At 67.7% G+C, this 13,984-nt stretch carries 17 protein-coding genes; 6 read left to right on the top strand and 11 right to left on the bottom strand.

Translation table 11 applies throughout. The features are described 5' to 3' along the window. Window positions 1–18: 18 nt before the first annotated feature. The 7 genes from NBT82_RS05525 to NBT82_RS05495 all read right to left on the bottom strand — a co-directional run bounded on the left by NBT82_RS05525 (window position 19) and on the right by NBT82_RS05495 (window position 6,892). On the bottom strand, window positions 19–1,194 hold the full coding sequence (locus tag NBT82_RS05525) for an inorganic phosphate transporter (RefSeq protein ID WP_251330566.1): 1,176 nt from the start codon (window positions 1,192–1,194) through the stop codon (window positions 19–21). A gap of 58 nt (window positions 1,195–1,252) precedes the next feature. Next, window positions 1,253–1,735, bottom strand: coding sequence for a hypothetical protein (locus NBT82_RS05520; RefSeq protein WP_251330565.1), 483 nt, complete (start codon window positions 1,733–1,735; stop codon window positions 1,253–1,255). 64 nt (window positions 1,736–1,799) lie between these two features. After that, complete coding sequence (locus tag NBT82_RS05515) at window positions 1,800–2,735, bottom strand: 1,4-dihydroxy-2-naphthoyl-CoA synthase (RefSeq protein WP_251330564.1); 936 nt, start codon at window positions 2,733–2,735, stop codon at window positions 1,800–1,802. Window positions 2,736–2,782: 47 nt separating this feature from the next. Continuing rightward, window positions 2,783–3,124: a hypothetical protein gene (locus NBT82_RS05510; protein WP_251330563.1), complete on the bottom strand. Its 342-nt coding sequence runs from the start codon at window positions 3,122–3,124 to the stop codon at window positions 2,783–2,785. 37 nt (window positions 3,125–3,161) lie between these two features. Then, window positions 3,162–4,928, bottom strand: coding sequence for a 2-succinyl-5-enolpyruvyl-6-hydroxy-3-cyclohexene-1-carboxylic-acid synthase (menD, locus tag NBT82_RS05505; protein ID WP_251330562.1), 1,767 nt, complete (start codon window positions 4,926–4,928; stop codon window positions 3,162–3,164). Beyond that, window positions 4,925–6,262, bottom strand: coding sequence for an isochorismate synthase (locus NBT82_RS05500; RefSeq protein ID WP_251330561.1), 1,338 nt, complete (start codon window positions 6,260–6,262; stop codon window positions 4,925–4,927). The genes menD and NBT82_RS05500 overlap by 4 nt, the downstream gene beginning before the upstream one ends. A 36-nt stretch (window positions 6,263–6,298) precedes the next feature. After that, window positions 6,299–6,892, bottom strand: coding sequence for a sulfite oxidase-like oxidoreductase (locus NBT82_RS05495; protein ID WP_251330560.1), 594 nt, complete (start codon window positions 6,890–6,892; stop codon window positions 6,299–6,301). 215 nt (window positions 6,893–7,107) lie between these two features. Between NBT82_RS05495 and NBT82_RS05490 the strand changes: the two genes are divergently transcribed. From NBT82_RS05490 to NBT82_RS05480, 3 genes are all read left to right on the top strand, one after another. Then, window positions 7,108–7,320 carry a ribbon-helix-helix domain-containing protein gene (locus tag NBT82_RS05490; protein WP_049936177.1) on the top strand — a complete coding sequence of 71 codons (213 nt, stop codon included), beginning with the start codon at window positions 7,108–7,110 and terminating at the stop codon, window positions 7,318–7,320. Between the two features lie 101 nt (window positions 7,321–7,421). After that, complete coding sequence (locus NBT82_RS05485) at window positions 7,422–7,700, top strand: UPF0058 family protein (RefSeq protein WP_251330559.1); 279 nt, start codon at window positions 7,422–7,424, stop codon at window positions 7,698–7,700. Between the two features lie 98 nt (window positions 7,701–7,798). After that, window positions 7,799–9,463 (top strand): rhomboid family intramembrane serine protease, encoded by a 1,665-nt coding sequence (locus tag NBT82_RS05480; RefSeq protein WP_251330558.1) that lies wholly within the window; start codon window positions 7,799–7,801, stop codon window positions 9,461–9,463. Window positions 9,464–9,545: 82 nt separating this feature from the next. On the opposite strand, the gene NBT82_RS05475 is transcribed toward NBT82_RS05480, so the two are convergent. The 3 genes from NBT82_RS05475 to NBT82_RS20155 all read right to left on the bottom strand — a co-directional run bounded on the left by NBT82_RS05475 (window position 9,546) and on the right by NBT82_RS20155 (window position 10,982). Continuing rightward, window positions 9,546–10,169 (bottom strand): METTL5 family protein, encoded by a 624-nt coding sequence (locus tag NBT82_RS05475; protein ID WP_251331357.1) that lies wholly within the window; start codon window positions 10,167–10,169, stop codon window positions 9,546–9,548. Window positions 10,170–10,398: 229 nt separating this feature from the next. After that, window positions 10,399–10,827, bottom strand: a complete 429-nt coding sequence (locus NBT82_RS05470) for a DUF8009 family protein (RefSeq protein ID WP_251330557.1) — start codon at window positions 10,825–10,827, stop codon at window positions 10,399–10,401. A gap of 38 nt (window positions 10,828–10,865) precedes the next feature. Then, window positions 10,866–10,982 (bottom strand): rubrerythrin-like domain-containing protein, encoded by a 117-nt coding sequence (locus tag NBT82_RS20155; RefSeq protein ID WP_345780676.1) that lies wholly within the window; start codon window positions 10,980–10,982, stop codon window positions 10,866–10,868. A gap of 293 nt (window positions 10,983–11,275) precedes the next feature. Here NBT82_RS20155 and NBT82_RS05465 point away from each other — a divergent pair, with 293 nt between their 5' ends. Next, window positions 11,276–12,817, top strand: a complete 1,542-nt coding sequence (locus tag NBT82_RS05465; RefSeq protein ID WP_251330556.1) for a Na+/H+ antiporter NhaC family protein — start codon at window positions 11,276–11,278, stop codon at window positions 12,815–12,817. After that, on the top strand, window positions 12,814–13,074 hold the full coding sequence (locus tag NBT82_RS05460; protein WP_251330555.1) for a DUF7513 family protein: 261 nt from the start codon (window positions 12,814–12,816) through the stop codon (window positions 13,072–13,074). Before NBT82_RS05465 ends, NBT82_RS05460 begins: the two co-directional genes overlap by 4 nt. Before the next feature lie 3 nt (window positions 13,075–13,077). Here NBT82_RS05460 and NBT82_RS05455 read toward each other — a convergent pair whose 3' ends face one another. Beyond that, a complete protein-coding gene (locus NBT82_RS05455; RefSeq protein WP_251330554.1) occupies window positions 13,078–13,410 on the bottom strand; it encodes an uS10/mL48 family ribosomal protein in 333 nt (110 codons plus the stop codon). A 97-nt stretch (window positions 13,411–13,507) separates the two neighbouring features. Here NBT82_RS05455 and NBT82_RS05450 point away from each other — a divergent pair, with 97 nt between their 5' ends. Next, window positions 13,508–13,972, top strand: coding sequence for a bis(5'-nucleosyl)-tetraphosphatase (locus NBT82_RS05450; protein ID WP_251330553.1), 465 nt, complete (start codon window positions 13,508–13,510; stop codon window positions 13,970–13,972). Window positions 13,973–13,984 lie beyond the last annotated feature (12 nt).

Here is a 13,984-nt window from a genome sequence, read left to right as displayed (position 1 = left end):
GACTGCCGTTTTTCCGACTTACCACCAGACGGCAAAGAGCAGGCGGAAGGTCGCGTACGCGCCGATGGTCGAGAGGAGCGGCACCACGTTCTGCATGAGTACCACCCGACCCGTCGTCTCGGGGTTGAACAGTTCGGCGGCACTCGGGGTGTCCTCGGGTGCCTCCTCGCCGATGTCGGGGGCCTCCTCGCCCAGGTCCTCGGTGGTGAGCGCCCCCACGGAGACGTTCGGAGTCTTCTCGCCGCGCACCCCTTCGGAGACGGTGATCGACCGGGTGGCACGCCCCCAGCCGAGGCCGACGATGGACATGGTGGCGATAATGACGAAGGAGGCTGGGATACCGATGGCCGAGAGCCCGATGACGATGCCCGAGGAGATGACGGCGACGACGATGGCCGCCGTCAGCGGCAGGTCGGTGATGTCGTTGCCGAGGGTATCGAGCGTCCGGCGGGCGATGGTGAGCGCCCCGACGGCCACGGCGCCACACCCAAGCAGGATCAGGAGGTTCAGATCGACGCCGGCACCGTACAGCGGCGCGATGGCGTTGGCGATGTTCGACGTGCCCGAGGAGAAGGCCATCAGACAACCGATGCCGATGACGACGACCGTTCCGACGACTTCGCGACGGGTCGTGTTGGGTCCCGAACGCGGGACCGGGACGGTACCGGAGCGATCGAACGTAAGGAGCGCCCCGTCGCTGCGCTCGATGGCGACCCAGCGGTTGATGGTCGGGTAAAAGTACCGGCCGACGACGCCCGACACCCAGAAGCCGACGAGAGGGGCGACGATCCACCAGACCGCGATCTCGCCCATGACCGCCCAGTCGAGTTCGCCCGCGGCGACGCCGAGGCCGGCGATGGCGCCCACGGCCGTCATCGACGTCGAGGCCGGGACGCCGGCGTAGTTACCGACGAACAGCGCGCCGCCGATGAAAAAGAGGACGACGATGCTCGACTGGACGGTGAAGACGCCGGGATCCGTCACCAGTTCGCGACCCAGCGTGTTCACGACCCGGCGGCCGATGGTCCACGCACCGACCGAGAAGAAGACGGCCATGAGCGCACCCGCGAACAGTTTCGAGATGACGCCCGCACCGACCGCCGGGCCGAACGCCGGCCCGGTGTTCGAGCCGCCGATGTTGAACCCGACGAACAGCGATACCGCGAAGCCGATCAAGAGGAGTGGACCGATCATGCGTCGTTACCGGTCCAGGGGTTCGGTCGTGTGGGCCCATGTAGCTGTCGTCGCCCGTTCATCGAGAGCCACTCTCGGCGCCAGTCTCGCCTTCCTCTTTGGTCATCTCGTCGATCTGGTCCGTCCGTGGTCGTCGGTCGACGCGCTGGTTCACCTGTTCGAGTTGTTCGATGATGTCGTCGACCTCGTCCGAGATGGTCCGTTCGACGTTCTCGGTTACCTCCTCGGTGACCGTCTGCTCGACTTTCTCGGTGACTTCCTCGGTCACTTCCTCGGTGACCTCTTCGGCGACGGTCTGCTCGACGCTCTCCGTGACCTCCTCGGTGAGCGTCTCTTCGACTTTCTCGGTCATCTCTTGGGTCATCCACTCGGGATCGAAACGAGCCATCTTCCATACGACGTGAACTACGTACGATACGAGGGCACCGATACCGAACGCGACGCCGACGTTCGTCCCGACCACGAGGATGAGGCCCGCCGCGAGAAGGATCAACAGTCCGTATACCAGATCGACGAAGAAGTCCACACGATTCGGGGTCATCAGTTACTATCCGGAATGTGGGCTTCGAACATATACCCTCTCGCTTTCGCCGGCGTACCGACGGTCAGTAGTGCCACGGGACGTCCGAGAAGTCCGGTGGCCGTCCCTCGAGGAAGGCGTCCCGTCCCTCGCTGGCCTCGTCGGTCATGTACGCAAGCCGGGTCGCCTCGCCCGCGAACACCTGCTGGCCGACCAACCCGTCGTCGGCGAGGTTGAAGGCGTACTTGAGCATACGCATCGCCGTCGGGCTCTTGTCGGTCATCGTCTCGGCCCACGATAGTGCTACGTCCTCCAGATCCTCGTGAGCCACCGCCTCGTTCACCATGCCCATCTCGGCCGCCTCGGCGGCGTCGTAGGTCTTGCCGAGGAAAAACACCTCTCGGGCCTTCTTTTGTCCGATCTGTCGGGCGAGGTAGGCAGAGCCGAAGCCGCCGTCGAAGGAGGCCACGTCCGGATCGGTCTGGAGGAACTTCGCGTGACCCTCGCTCGCGAGCGTGAGATCACAGACGACGTGAAGGGAGTGACCACCGCCGACGGCCCACCCAGGGACCACGGCGACGACAGGTTTGGGCATAAAGCGGATCAGCCGCTGGACTTCGAGGATGTGGAGGCGGCCGACCGTTGGCGCGTCGGCGTCGAGTTCGGCGTCGTCGGTCGCCGCGGCGGTGGCGTCGTCGGGCGCGGCGTCGTCCCCTCGGTACTCGTACCCGGACTCCCCGCGGATCGCCTGATCGCCGCCCGCCGAGAACGCCCACCCGCCGTCCTTCGGCGACGGCCCGTTGCCCGTCAGGAGGACACAGCCGACGTCGGCCTGCTGGCGGGCGTGATCCAGCGCCGCGTAGAGTTCGTCGACGGTGCGGGGACGGAAGGCGTTGCGTACCTCGGGCCGGTCGATAGCGACCCGGACCGCGGGGACGTCGTCTGCCCGGTGGTAGGTCACGTCGCTGAACTCGTCGGTGACGGTCGTCCAGCGGTCGGGATCGAAGAGGTCGGAAACCATACCCCGAACGCGGGGCGGCGCGCGCAAAAAGATACAGGTCGGCGGCGTCACGTCGTCCGGTCGAGCCACCGCGCGACGGGGCCGAACGGGCTGGTGAGCCACGAGGCGACCGCGACCGTCAGCGCGACGACGACGCCGAGGAGGAGGTTCGCCACGACGACCACCGCGTACGCGAGAACGATCAGGACGACGGCGCCCGTCGCGAGGAGTCGCTGTCGCGTCAGGTCGTCGATCGGGTTGCCGGGCGACAGCCGACCGATCAGCCACCCGACCGTGTAGACGACGGCACCGAGGAAGACGCCGAACAGGGCGCGCTGTGCGACGACGGCGGCGACGACGACGGCGGCCGCGACGGCGAGGAGCGTCGTCTGGCGAGTCGTGGAGGGCATCGGAATGCCCTGCGTCGGCGACGAAAATAAAGCCCGCTCACTCGTCGAGCGCGTCCACCGTCGCCTCGACCAGCCGCTCCCGCGTCCGCTGGCTCGCCTCGGCGTCCGTCCGCACCTCGATCACGTCGGTACCGTCGCTCCCGACCGAGTCGGCGTAGGCCTCCCTGAACGCCTCGCGGTCCGAGACGGCCACGTGGGACAGGTCGTAGAGGTCGGCGGTGGGGCCGAACTCGCGGCCGTGGGGCGTCCTGAACGCCTCGGTGAATGGCGGGTCGAAGGACTCGATGGGGAGGCGGTGGAAGATGCCGCCGCCGTCGTTGTTGATCAGGACGATCGTCGCGTCGACGTCACACCGGAGGGCGGACAGCAGGCCGTTGCCGTCGTGGTAGTACGCCAGGTCGCCGACGACGAGCGTCAGAGCGTCCGTCGTGGCGCTGCCCGCACCCAGCGCGGTGGAGACGACGCCGTCGATGCCCGAGGCGCCGCGGTTGCCGAGGACGGTGTAGCTCGCCGCCGCCGGCAAGGCGTAGCGGTCGGCGTCGCGGACGGGGTTCGAGTTCGAGACGACGAGCGTCGACGGTTCCGGCGCGAGGTCGGCCACGTCCGCGAGGACGGCCCCCTCGAAGTAGCCCCCCATGCCGTCGCCCGTAACGCTGCCGACCGTCTCCCGGTGGACGCGGTCGGCCTCGCTCCACCGCTCGCGCCACGCCGGGGCGTCCGGGCCGCCGACGAGTTCCGCCAGCCGCGCCGCCAGTCGCGAGGGGTCGGCGACGACCAGGTCGGTCGCGCGGAACTCCGCCTCGCGCCACGCGCCGGCGGCGTCGACGACGAACTGCCGGGCGCCGGTCCGTGCCAGGTACTTCCGGAGGCGCTTCGAGGTAGGCGAAGCCCCGATCCGGAAGATCGCTTCGGGGTCGGGCCAGTCCCCGGTCACGCGTGGGTCGAGGTAGCCGTCGTAGCCGCCGACGGTGGTCGTCACGCGGGTGTGGCCGCCGAAGCGCAGCCCCGAGAGCGGGTCGGCGAGGATCGGAAAGCCCGTCGCGTGGGCCAGCGCGGTGACCGCCTCGGGATCGACTCCCGGGGGGTCTGTCGGCCCGGCGACGATCAGTCCCCGGCCCACCGACAGCCCCTCGACGAGCGGTCGGAGGTCGGCCCGGTCCAGTCGGGGCGGTCCCGCCGTCGTCGTCACGAATGGTCGGTCGTCGTCGCGGCCGGCGGCGGCGAGGGTGTCGAGGTCCGCGGGCACGTCGCCCTCGACGGGCGTCGGCTCCAGTGGCTTGCGGAACCGGCAGTTGAGGTGGACCGGTCCCGACGGCGTTCCCGTCGCCTCGGCGAGGGCACGGGCGGCCGTCGTCCGCAGCGATCGGAGCTTTCGCGGGTCGGCCTCGGGTTCGGGCAGGTCGGCGTACCAGCGGACGGCGTCGCCGTAGAGCTTCTCCTGATCGACGGTCTGGTTGGCGCCGCTGTCGTGGAGTTCGGGCGGGCGGTCGGCGGTGAGGAGAAGCAGGGGGACCCGCCCGCGGTCGGCCTCGATCACCGCGGGGTGGTAGTTCGCGGCGGCGGTACCGGAGGTGCAGATCAGGGGCGTCACCTCTCCCGTTCGCCTCGCGCGGCCGAGCGCGAAGAAGGCCGCCGACCGCTCGTCGAGGACCGAGTAGACCCGGAGGTCGTCCTCGTCCGCAGCGGCGGTGACCAGCGGCGTCGAGCGACTGCCCGGAGAGACGACGGCAGCGTCGACGCCGGCGCGGACGAGTTCGTCGACCACGGCCCGCCCCCAGAGGACGTTGCGGTTGGGTGCGCTCATCGCTCCAGTTCGTCGAGAATCGGGCGGTATTTGAGCTGCACTTCGTCCCACTCGCGGTCGGGATCGGAGTCGGCGACGATGCCGACGCCGGCAAAGAGGGTGGCCGAGGTGTCTCTGGCGAGCGCGGAGCGGATGGCAACGGCGAAGGTTCCGTTTCCGGCGGCGTCGACCCACCCGACGGGGGCAGCGTACCACCCGCGGTCGAAGGGCTCGGTCTCCCGGATGGTCGCGAGTGCGCGTTCGGGCGGCAGCCCTCCGACCGCCGGCGTCGGGTGGAGTGCCTCGACCAAGTCGAGGACGTGTGTGTCTTGGTCGAGGGTCGCAGTGATCGGCGTCGAGAGGTGCTGGACCGTCTCCAGGCGGCGGACACGGCGCTCGCCGGTCCCGATCGACGACGCGAACGGGGCGAGCTGTTTCCGGATGGTCTCCGCGACGAGTTCGTGTTCGTGGACGTTCTTCTCGTCGTCGAGCAGTTCCGCGGCCAGCCAGTCGTCCTCGGCGGGCGTGTCGCCACGGCCGGTCGTGCCGGCGAGCGCCCCCGTAGTGACCGTCCGTCCGTGTCTGCTGACCAGACGTTCCGGCGTGGCACCGAAGAAACTCGGGCGGTCGGGGTCGGCCGTCGGTTCGACGAGAAAGCGATAGCAGTCGGGATACGTCGATCCGAGGCGGGCGAGTACGTCCGGCACGGAGAGGGGCCGATCCAGCGTTACGTCGAGTGCCTGTGCGAGGACGACTTTCTGCAGGTCGCCGGCACGGATGCGCTCGACGGCGGTCTCGACGGAATCGCGCCAGGCGGCGCGCGGCGTCGTCCGCTCGCGTGCGACGATATCGGGCGGCGTGGCCGGGTCGGGGTCGTCGAGGGCCGCCAGTCGCTCGCGCTCGGCGTCGAGTCGGTCCTCGACGGCCGTCGCCGTCGCGTCGGGACCGACGGCGTTGACCGTGAGCCACGTCCCGCGGTTGGTTTCGGTCACTTGGACGCGCGGCAGGACGAAGCGCGCGCCGGGGAAGTCGTCCCACACGGAGCCCTCGCCCCCCTCGTCGTGGAAGGCGAACCCACCGAACAGGCGTGGACAGGCCGCCTCGGTGCCGGCGTGGACGTCACCGGACCGCAGCACCCGGTCGATTCCCGTCCGGATCGCACCGAAGCGGTCGTGTCCGTCGGCGGTGATGGCGGCGGCGACGCCGCCGGCAACGACCGTCGCTTCGTCGGGGGCCGTCCAGAACGTCCGCGGTGCCGGCAACGTGTCGAGGGCGGCACGCAGCGAGGGAACCGACGTCCGAACCGACCGACTGACGAGACGCGTTCCCGTCTCGTCGCTTCGCGGGACACCCATTATAAATCCGTGAGGCCGCCGTACCCTTTTACCTAACTATCCGTAGCGTTCCTCGTTCCAGGGGTTCGCCGTCACGGAGTAGCCGCGCTGCTCCCAGAACCCCCGTTCCGGTTCGGTGAGGAACTCGACGCCAGTCACCCACTTCGCGCCCTTGTACGCGTACCGGTGGGGTGTGACCACCCGGACGGGGCCGCCGTGGTCCCGCGGCAGGGGGTCGCCGTCGAACTCGAAGGCAACGAGCGTCTCGGGACGGCGACACGCGTCGAGGGGGAGATCGGTGGTGTAGCCGTCCGCCGCGTGAAAGAGGACGTGTTCAGCGTCGGCGTCGACACCTACGTGGTCGGCGAGGGTTGTGAACGGCACGCCCGTAAACTCGCAGTCAAAGCGACTCCAACCGGTCACGCAGTGGAAGTCCTGTCGTTGCGTTTCGACGCCCAGATCGGTGAACGCCTCCCAGTCGAGGGTGACCGACTCCTCGACGGAACCGCTTACCGTGAGCGACCACTCCTCGCGGGTCACTCGGGGCACCGATCCCTTCGAAAGGACGGGAAACGATTCGGTCCGGTGTTGTCCCGGGGGGAGGCGTTCGTCGCCGAACTCCCGGTAGAGTTTCGTTCGATCCTCGACCATACGTTTCGTGACGGATCGAGACACCTATACTCTCGGCTTGCGAACCGACCGACGCCGCCGTCGGGGGGGACTGCCGAGGCGAGTGCTTACACCAATCTGAAGTCGAGTTCGCGCTCGAGACGAATTTACTCGGATCGTGAAAGTTTTACTTTTCGCAGTCGGAATTACCCCCCACAGAATTTAAATACGCCCCCTCCAAAGCGACGAACGTTCAAATGCCGAACGTGGAAATAACGGTCCCGGAACATCTTGAGATGCAGATCGCTCAGCTGATCGAGCAGGGCGAGTTCGTGAACCGGGAGGAAGCCATCCAGGAACTGCTCTCGACGGGGCTCCGGGCGTACAAGACCAGCGGACCGATCGAAGAGGAAGAGCCCGGGTTCGAGGACGAGGGTATGATGGGCCATGAAGACGAGTACGTGTTCTGAGCGGCCCCAAGGGCGGGAGATGGACCTCGCTGGTCGCCGACCCGATCGCATGAGAATCAGACGCAACAATCCTTAACGGGCCTTCGTCCGTACTCCGGTGTATGCACAAGGAAGAACTCCTCGAACTGCACGAACAGATGGTGACGATCATGAACTATTTCCGGAGCCAGGAGTCCGTCGACGAGAGCATCTTCGACCCCTACGAATCCCTGAGCGTCGATCCCTCACACGTCCACAAGTCCAAGAGCGAACACAAACATGCAGTGTTCGTCCTCGGTAACGCCCTGGCGACGGCGATGAGCGAAGACGAGTTCTCGGACGCCGGGCGGGTCGGCAAGCGGATGGCCGAACTCGCCGAGGACGCGGAGAACAAACTGTAACTGGAGGGTCGTCGCCCGCCGGGCCAGACGCCGGATGGCGCACGCGACGGCCGACGATGCCCGTCGGATTCATTACCGCCGCGGCGTGAACGAGGGACATGCTCGGCGTGCCGAACTCGGCGACGCTCTTTCGACTGGCGGTCCTCCTCTCTCTGCTCGTCGCTGCCGTCGTCGTCGTCGTCCTCGACCGCCCCCGCGGCCGTTGGGGCGCACGCCTCCGCTCCCGGTTCCTCCTCGGCGTCCCGTGGGGAACGCTCGTTACCGTCGGGGTCGTCCTCGCGGTGTATCTGTTCGTCCAGGACGGCTGGAACCACTGGTACAGCCCGGTCACCATCCCCTTCCGGGCGTGGTCGTACTTCTACCCGCTGGGGATGCTGACCGCGGCCTTTGCACACTTCGGACCGGGTCACCTCGTGGGCAACCTCGTGGGAACGGTCGTGCTGGCACCGATCGCGGAGTACGCGTGGGGGCATTTCCCTCGGGAACGGGGCGCACAGACGTTCACGTCGCCGCTGACCGATCCCTACGTCCGGGCGTTCGTGGCGTTTCCTGCCGCGGTCGTCGCAGTCGGCCTGTTCACCGCGGCCTTCGCGCTGGGCCCAGTCATCGGCTTCTCCGGTGCCGTCTTCGCTTTCGCGGGGGTCGCACTCGTCCGCTATCCTCTCACGACTGTCGTTGCGGTCACCGCCGCCAACGCCGCCCGAACGATCTACGGAGCGCTCCGAACCCCGACGGTATCGGCGAGCGCCGGCCCCTCCTACTCCTCTCCCTGGTGGGCCGACATCGCCATCCAGGGCCACGCCATCGGCCTCCTCGCGGGCGTCCTCCTCGGCGTGTGGATCGTACGGCACCGGGCAGAGGATCGACCGACGGCCGCCCGGGTCGTCGCCGGCGTCGTGCTGTTCGGCGTCGCCCAGTCGCTGTGGGCGGTCTACTGGTACCGTGGTGGCGAGACGTACGTCCTCTATCGCGCGGCCGGTCTCGCCTTGGTAGTTCTGCTCGCGACGCTCGTCGCCGGGACGGTGGCGGCGTCGTCCCGCCCGCTCGTCGCGACGCCCGGGCGGTCGGGCAGGCTGCGGGCGGTGCCGCGGTGGCAGGTCGGCGCGACGGTGTTGCTCCTGTGTACCGCCGCTATCGCCGGTCCCGCGATCCCCATCAACCTGATGACGGCCGAGTCCGGTGACTTGGGCGGCCAGAACGACCCGATAACGGTCCGGGGCTACGAGGTGACGTACGCCGAGAACGTGCCGAACGGCATGGTGTCGGTGATCGAGGTGGACGCGTTCGGCGAGACGACACGGGTCAACACTTCGGGAGTGATCGTCAGGAACCGGGGCCGAGGAATCTGGATGACCGCCGTCTCGAAGGGACGACTCGACTTCACGGGGACGACCCGGGTCCGCATCGGCGGCGTCGGCTGGCGGGACTCGATCCAGGTCACGCGGACCGGGTGGAACGCGATCGGCGGCCCCACCGCCTACCGGGTCCGGTTGTCCCACGACGGACGAAATCTGACGGCGTACACGTCGCCGCCGGCGCGGGCCGACCCCGTGGTCGCCGGACGAAACGTCTCCATCGAGGCGACCCCGACGGGGTTCAGCCTCAACGTCTCGATGGGGAACCGGTCGGCTCGGGCGCCGATGCCGAAAGTCAACGAGACGGCGTCGGTGGGCGGACTCGAGTTTACCAACGTCGAGGGGCGGGTCTACGCGATCAGCGGCGCGACGCGCGTCCGGGTGGCGCGCCGGGAGACCTACGAGTGATACGTTATTGTAAGTCAGTTCCGGTGGTTCACCGAGACGATCCGGCGAACCACCGGTAAACAGTTACAATAATCCGTATGAGTCAGGACCACTCGATCCGGAACACTTCCGTGTCGATCTCGTGACGGTCGGCGGCGTGGTGGTCGAACTGCCGGTCGAGGTCGAACTGCGCCGCGAAGGCGTGGGTCACCTCGCCGGCGTTGTCGGCGGCGAACGACTCGACGAACTCCCGGCTGCCGGCGTTGTGAACCGAATAGGAGACGTCCGCCAATTCGGCGGCGGTCGCCAGAAACGCACGGTCGGCGTGTTCGTTCCCAGCCTGTGCCCCGAACGGCGGGTTCATGACGACCGTCGTCGGGCCGTCCGGACGGAGCGGGACGCGCGTGGCGTCGGCCTGGATCCAGTGGATCTCCGTACGCGTGCCGACCCGACGCTGGTTCTCGCGGGCGACATCGAGGGCGTCGCGATCGATCTCCACGCCCACGGCACGGTCGGGACCCCGCAGCGCCGCCCCGAGCGTGAACATCCCCGTTCCCGCGCCGAGGTCGACGACCGTCCGCCCTTCGATGTCGTCATTGAGATCCGCCACGTGGACCACGTGTGCGGCCAGTTCCGGCGGCGTCGGATACTGTTCGAGGGCGGCCTGGGGGTTCTCGAAGCCGGCGACGACCGCAAGCTGTCCGGCGAGTCCGGCCTTCGTCGCCATCATCGACCCACCGCCCCACGGGCCCACGCCGTCCGTCCGTCCGTCGCCTGCCTCCGGGACCGTGTGGGTGTCATGCTCGTTATGGGATATTTTCTGGTTATACTAAATACTTTGCAAATGTCCAATGGTAATATGCCGGTTCGGAGTCTCGCGGGGCGACGGTCGGCGCCCGTCGGCCCGTAGCAACCACCACCGAACGCCCGTCGTCGGGCGGTCCGTCCGCGTCGCCTCAGCCGAGATACGCGACGCCGACGCGGTGAGATCCGGACGGGGTCGACAGTTCGACGGCGTCGACGAACGCGTCCCGAACCGCCTCGCGCCAGGCCTCGACGGCCTCGGCGTGGCGTTCGTGATGACGTTCGGTCGTGTACGTGCCCGCCTCACGGAGTCGATCCGCCGTCTCGTCGGGGTGCGGGTAGGCCGGTGGGGCCGCCACGAGCGCCGACGGTTCGACGTGAACGGCGTCGCCGTCGTCGTCCGGGACCCGGCGGTGGAGTCGCGCACGCATCCGGGCGGAGAACGGTGGGGTGATCCGAAGGACGGTGTGGCGGTCGCTTCGCCAGTTCGTCTCGAGAGCGGTCACCACGTCGTCGGCGGTCACCGCGATCCGGGTGATGGCCGTCGGATCGGTGGTAGCCGCGGATCCGTCGTCCGACATCGGTCGATCGAGGGGATCGGTGGAGGAAAGCGTATCGTTCAGTGAACCCGCGGTCGGCGGAGCGCCCCGCCACAGTCCGGACAAGTGGCTCGATACGCCGTCGGACTCACGCGTTCGTCACACGACTCACATTCGAACGACGACCGTTCCAGCATCGATGTCGCCTACGGTTCGTTTCGTGTTAAATGTTACCACGGCACTGTGTCCCGGAGCCGTCCACGGGTTCGCCGGACTCAGGACGACCCCGCGGTGCGCCGACTCGGCGGTCCGTCCGGAGTCCTCGGCCGTTGCAGCGGCGATGGTAGCGTGTGGAACTGTTTGTACACCTGATCGCCAGACTGCGTGCGATCGGGTGTGCGATGACCTACAAAGGCTACTATAACGATCTCGATCCAACCGGAACGGAACCGCGGTGTTTAATCCGGGGGCTTGACGACCACCGAACGGAATGAGCGAAACCGACCCTCCTGACGGTCCACCGGCGGACGAATCACGCGTCGAGTTCTACGGCGGGCGGGCGATGAGCGCGCTCCCCCTCGCGGTGTTCATCGTCTGGGCGATCGTCCAGAGCGGACTGCTCGGCATCGGCGACACCTCGGGGCTCGTCATCGGCATGCTCGTCGGCCTCGTCGTCGGCATGCTGTTCGTGAAAGGTGACTGGAAGACCTACGCGGACACCATCTTCGACGGCATGACCCAGCGGGTGGCCGCGACGGCCGTCGTCGCCTGGCTCTGGGCCGGCATGTTCGCCGACACCATCCAGGCGGGCGGGTTCGTCGACGGCCTCGTGTGGGCATCCAGCGCGGCCAACGTCGGCGCGGCGCTCTTCCCGGCGCTCACGTTCATCTTCGCCGCCCTGCTGGCGACGGGCATCGGCACCGGATACGGCACCGCCGTCGCCTTCACCAGCCTCGTCTTCCCTGCTGGGGTCTTGCTCGGTGCCGATCCCGTCCTCCTGTTCGGCGCCATCCTCTCGGGGGCCGTCTTCGGCGACAACCTCGCGCCAGTCTCCGACACCACCATCGTGAGCGCGGTAACCCAGGACGCCGACATCGGGGGCGTCGTCGCTTCGCGGTTCAAGTACGCTCTCGTCGCCGCGGTGCTCGCCCTGGTGAGTTACGTCCTCGCCGGGCAGGCGATGGCCGGCGAACCGCTCGACGTGGCCGCCAGCGCCGGCGCCGGTACCGGGCCGCTCGGCCTCGTCCACCTGCTCTCGATTCTCGTCGTCATCGGCACCGCGGTGCAGGGCCGACACATCATCGAGGCGGTCTCGTGGGGGCTGATCGCCTCCATCGCGCTGAACCTCGCGCTCGGCCTCGCGCCCGCCTCGGCGATGCTCGTCTTCCGGTCGTCGGCCGAATCGGGGATCGCGGCGACCCTCGACGGCCTTCCGATCGTCGGGAGCGTCGTCGAAGTGTCGCCCGACGCGTCGGCGGCGGTCGGCGGGAGCCTCTACACCGGCGCGCTCGGATTCTTCCCGCTGATCGTTCTCGTCCTCCTGATCGTCGGTGCCGCACAGGTGATGCGGGCCGGCGGCGGCTTCGCCGCCATCGAGGAGTGGTTGCTGGAGAACGTCGCCACGACCGTCCGCCGCGCCGAGACCACGATGGTCATCGGGACGGCCATCGTCAACGCCACCATCACGATCAACACGGCCGCGGAAATCGCCATCGCGCCGTTCATCCGAACGCTCGGTCAGCGGTTCAACATCAACGGCTACCGCCGGGCCAACATCCTCGACGCCAACACCTCCGCACTCGGATACATCTTCCCGTGGGGCGGGGGCGTCCTCGCGGGCTACGCGGCGATGATCCAGTTGCCCCAGCAGTTCGACTGGTTCACCCAGGCGATGCTCGCCAACCCCGCCGCGGTCTGGCCCTACGTCTTCCATGGCTGGTTCCTCGTGGCCGTCTTCCTCGCTGCAGCCTGGACCGGCTACGGGCTTGAGTACGTTCCTGACCGTCAGAGCGAGGAGGTGGCCCGCGTATGAACCTCTCCAAGTTCTTCGAGGGCTGGACGTTCCGGACGAACAAACCGACGTACGCGACGGGGGATGAACTCACCGCGTTCGTCACGAGCTACGAAAACGGCGTCGCGCAGGTGCGTATCGGCGATACGAACATCTCGCTGCCGGACGCGGAGCGTGGGCTCGGCGACCGACTAGTCCGGCTTCGCGTCACCGAGTTCGACGCCGCCGACGCCGCGGGCACCGGCGAACTCCTCGACGTCGTCGAGACGGGGACGTAATCGTTACCCGTTTCGGTAGCCCAGCGGTTTCTTACGATCGACCTCGATTTCGACGTGAACGCGCTCCGGGAAGTCCATGTGACCGACCTTGCGGGCCACGTCGTCGCTCCCGTGGATCTCCAGCCGTCGGGAGTAGCACGTGTACTCCCAAGGATCGAACTGCTCGCCCGACTCCAGCGTCCGATACTGCGGGACGGTGAGCCGTTCCGGCGGCGAGGAGTGGGGGCCCTTGCACTCGGCGCCCTTCCGCTCGACCATCCGCTTCAGATCCGTCACGAGCGATTCCAGCACCTCGCGGTCCCCACTTTGAAAACTGAGTTTGGTGACGAAAGCCATCGGTATCCCTTCCTGTGCGCTCGACACTCAAAAACACACCCGTCCGCCGCTCGTCCCGTCCGACATTCTATTAACCCGTGACCGTTTACTGCCGGTAATGACGGTCGAAGCGACCAGTGCTGGAGCCATCCTCTTCCGCGACACCCGCGGCCACCGGGAGTACCTACTCCTGAAGAGTCGACCGGGGGACTGGGAGTTCCCCAAAGGCGGTGTCGAGGGGGACGAGGAACTGCAGCAGACTGCGATCCGAGAGGTTACCGAGGAAGCCGGAATCGAAGATTTCCGGCTCATCGACGGCTTCCGTGAGGAGTACGACTACGTGTTCGAGGCCGGCGGCAACACCATTCACAAGACGGTCCATCTGTTCATCGCCCACTCGTTCGAGGCGAGTGCGGAACTCTCGACCGAACACCGCGACCTCCAGTGGCGGGACTACGAACAGGCGATCAACACGATCACCCAGGACGGTCCCCGCGAGATCCTCGAGGAGGCACACGACTATCTCGACGACCTCGCGACCGAAGCCGACCCCGAGGAGGGCGAACGGACGTACGTCGGCTAACAGCGACGGGGG

The organism is Haloplanus sp. HW8-1 (genome assembly GCF_023703795.1).
Lineage (GTDB): Archaea > Halobacteriota > Halobacteria > Halobacteriales > Haloferacaceae > Haloplanus > Haloplanus pelagicus.
This window is presented reverse-complemented; position numbering and strand designations above follow the sequence as displayed.

Bases quoted from the DNA above. Each gene is read 5' to 3' on its own strand.
- NBT82_RS05525 (WP_251330566.1), bottom strand. From the start codon at position 1,194: ATGATCGGTCCACTCCTCTTGATCGGCTTCGCGGTATCGCTGTTCGTC.
- NBT82_RS05460 (WP_251330555.1), top strand. From the start codon at position 12,814: ATGAACCTCTCCAAGTTCTTCGAGGGCTGGACGTTCCGGACGAACAAA.
- NBT82_RS05515 (WP_251330564.1), bottom strand. From the start codon at position 2,735: ATGGTTTCCGACCTCTTCGATCCCGACCGCTGGACGACCGTCACCGAC.
- NBT82_RS05485 (WP_251330559.1), top strand. From the start codon at position 7,422: ATGCACAAGGAAGAACTCCTCGAACTGCACGAACAGATGGTGACGATC.
- NBT82_RS05490 (WP_049936177.1), top strand. From the start codon at position 7,108: ATGCCGAACGTGGAAATAACGGTCCCGGAACATCTTGAGATGCAGATC.
- NBT82_RS05495 (WP_251330560.1), bottom strand. From the start codon at position 6,892: ATGGTCGAGGATCGAACGAAACTCTACCGGGAGTTCGGCGACGAACGC.
- menD (WP_251330562.1), bottom strand. From the start codon at position 4,928: ATGAGCGCACCCAACCGCAACGTCCTCTGGGGGCGGGCCGTGGTCGAC.
- NBT82_RS05470 (WP_251330557.1), bottom strand. From the start codon at position 10,827: ATGTCGGACGACGGATCCGCGGCTACCACCGATCCGACGGCCATCACC.
- NBT82_RS05455 (WP_251330554.1), bottom strand. From the start codon at position 13,410: ATGGCTTTCGTCACCAAACTCAGTTTTCAAAGTGGGGACCGCGAGGTG.
- NBT82_RS05450 (WP_251330553.1), top strand. From the start codon at position 13,508: ATGACGGTCGAAGCGACCAGTGCTGGAGCCATCCTCTTCCGCGACACC.
- NBT82_RS05500 (WP_251330561.1), bottom strand. From the start codon at position 6,262: ATGGGTGTCCCGCGAAGCGACGAGACGGGAACGCGTCTCGTCAGTCGG.
- NBT82_RS05475 (WP_251331357.1), bottom strand. From the start codon at position 10,169: ATGGCGACGAAGGCCGGACTCGCCGGACAGCTTGCGGTCGTCGCCGGC.
- NBT82_RS05520 (WP_251330565.1), bottom strand. From the start codon at position 1,735: ATGACCCCGAATCGTGTGGACTTCTTCGTCGATCTGGTATACGGACTG.
- NBT82_RS05480 (WP_251330558.1), top strand. From the start codon at position 7,799: ATGCTCGGCGTGCCGAACTCGGCGACGCTCTTTCGACTGGCGGTCCTC.
- NBT82_RS05510 (WP_251330563.1), bottom strand. From the start codon at position 3,124: ATGCCCTCCACGACTCGCCAGACGACGCTCCTCGCCGTCGCGGCCGCC.
- NBT82_RS20155 (WP_345780676.1), bottom strand. From the start codon at position 10,982: ATGCTGGAACGGTCGTCGTTCGAATGTGAGTCGTGTGACGAACGCGTG.
- NBT82_RS05465 (WP_251330556.1), top strand. From the start codon at position 11,276: ATGAGCGAAACCGACCCTCCTGACGGTCCACCGGCGGACGAATCACGC.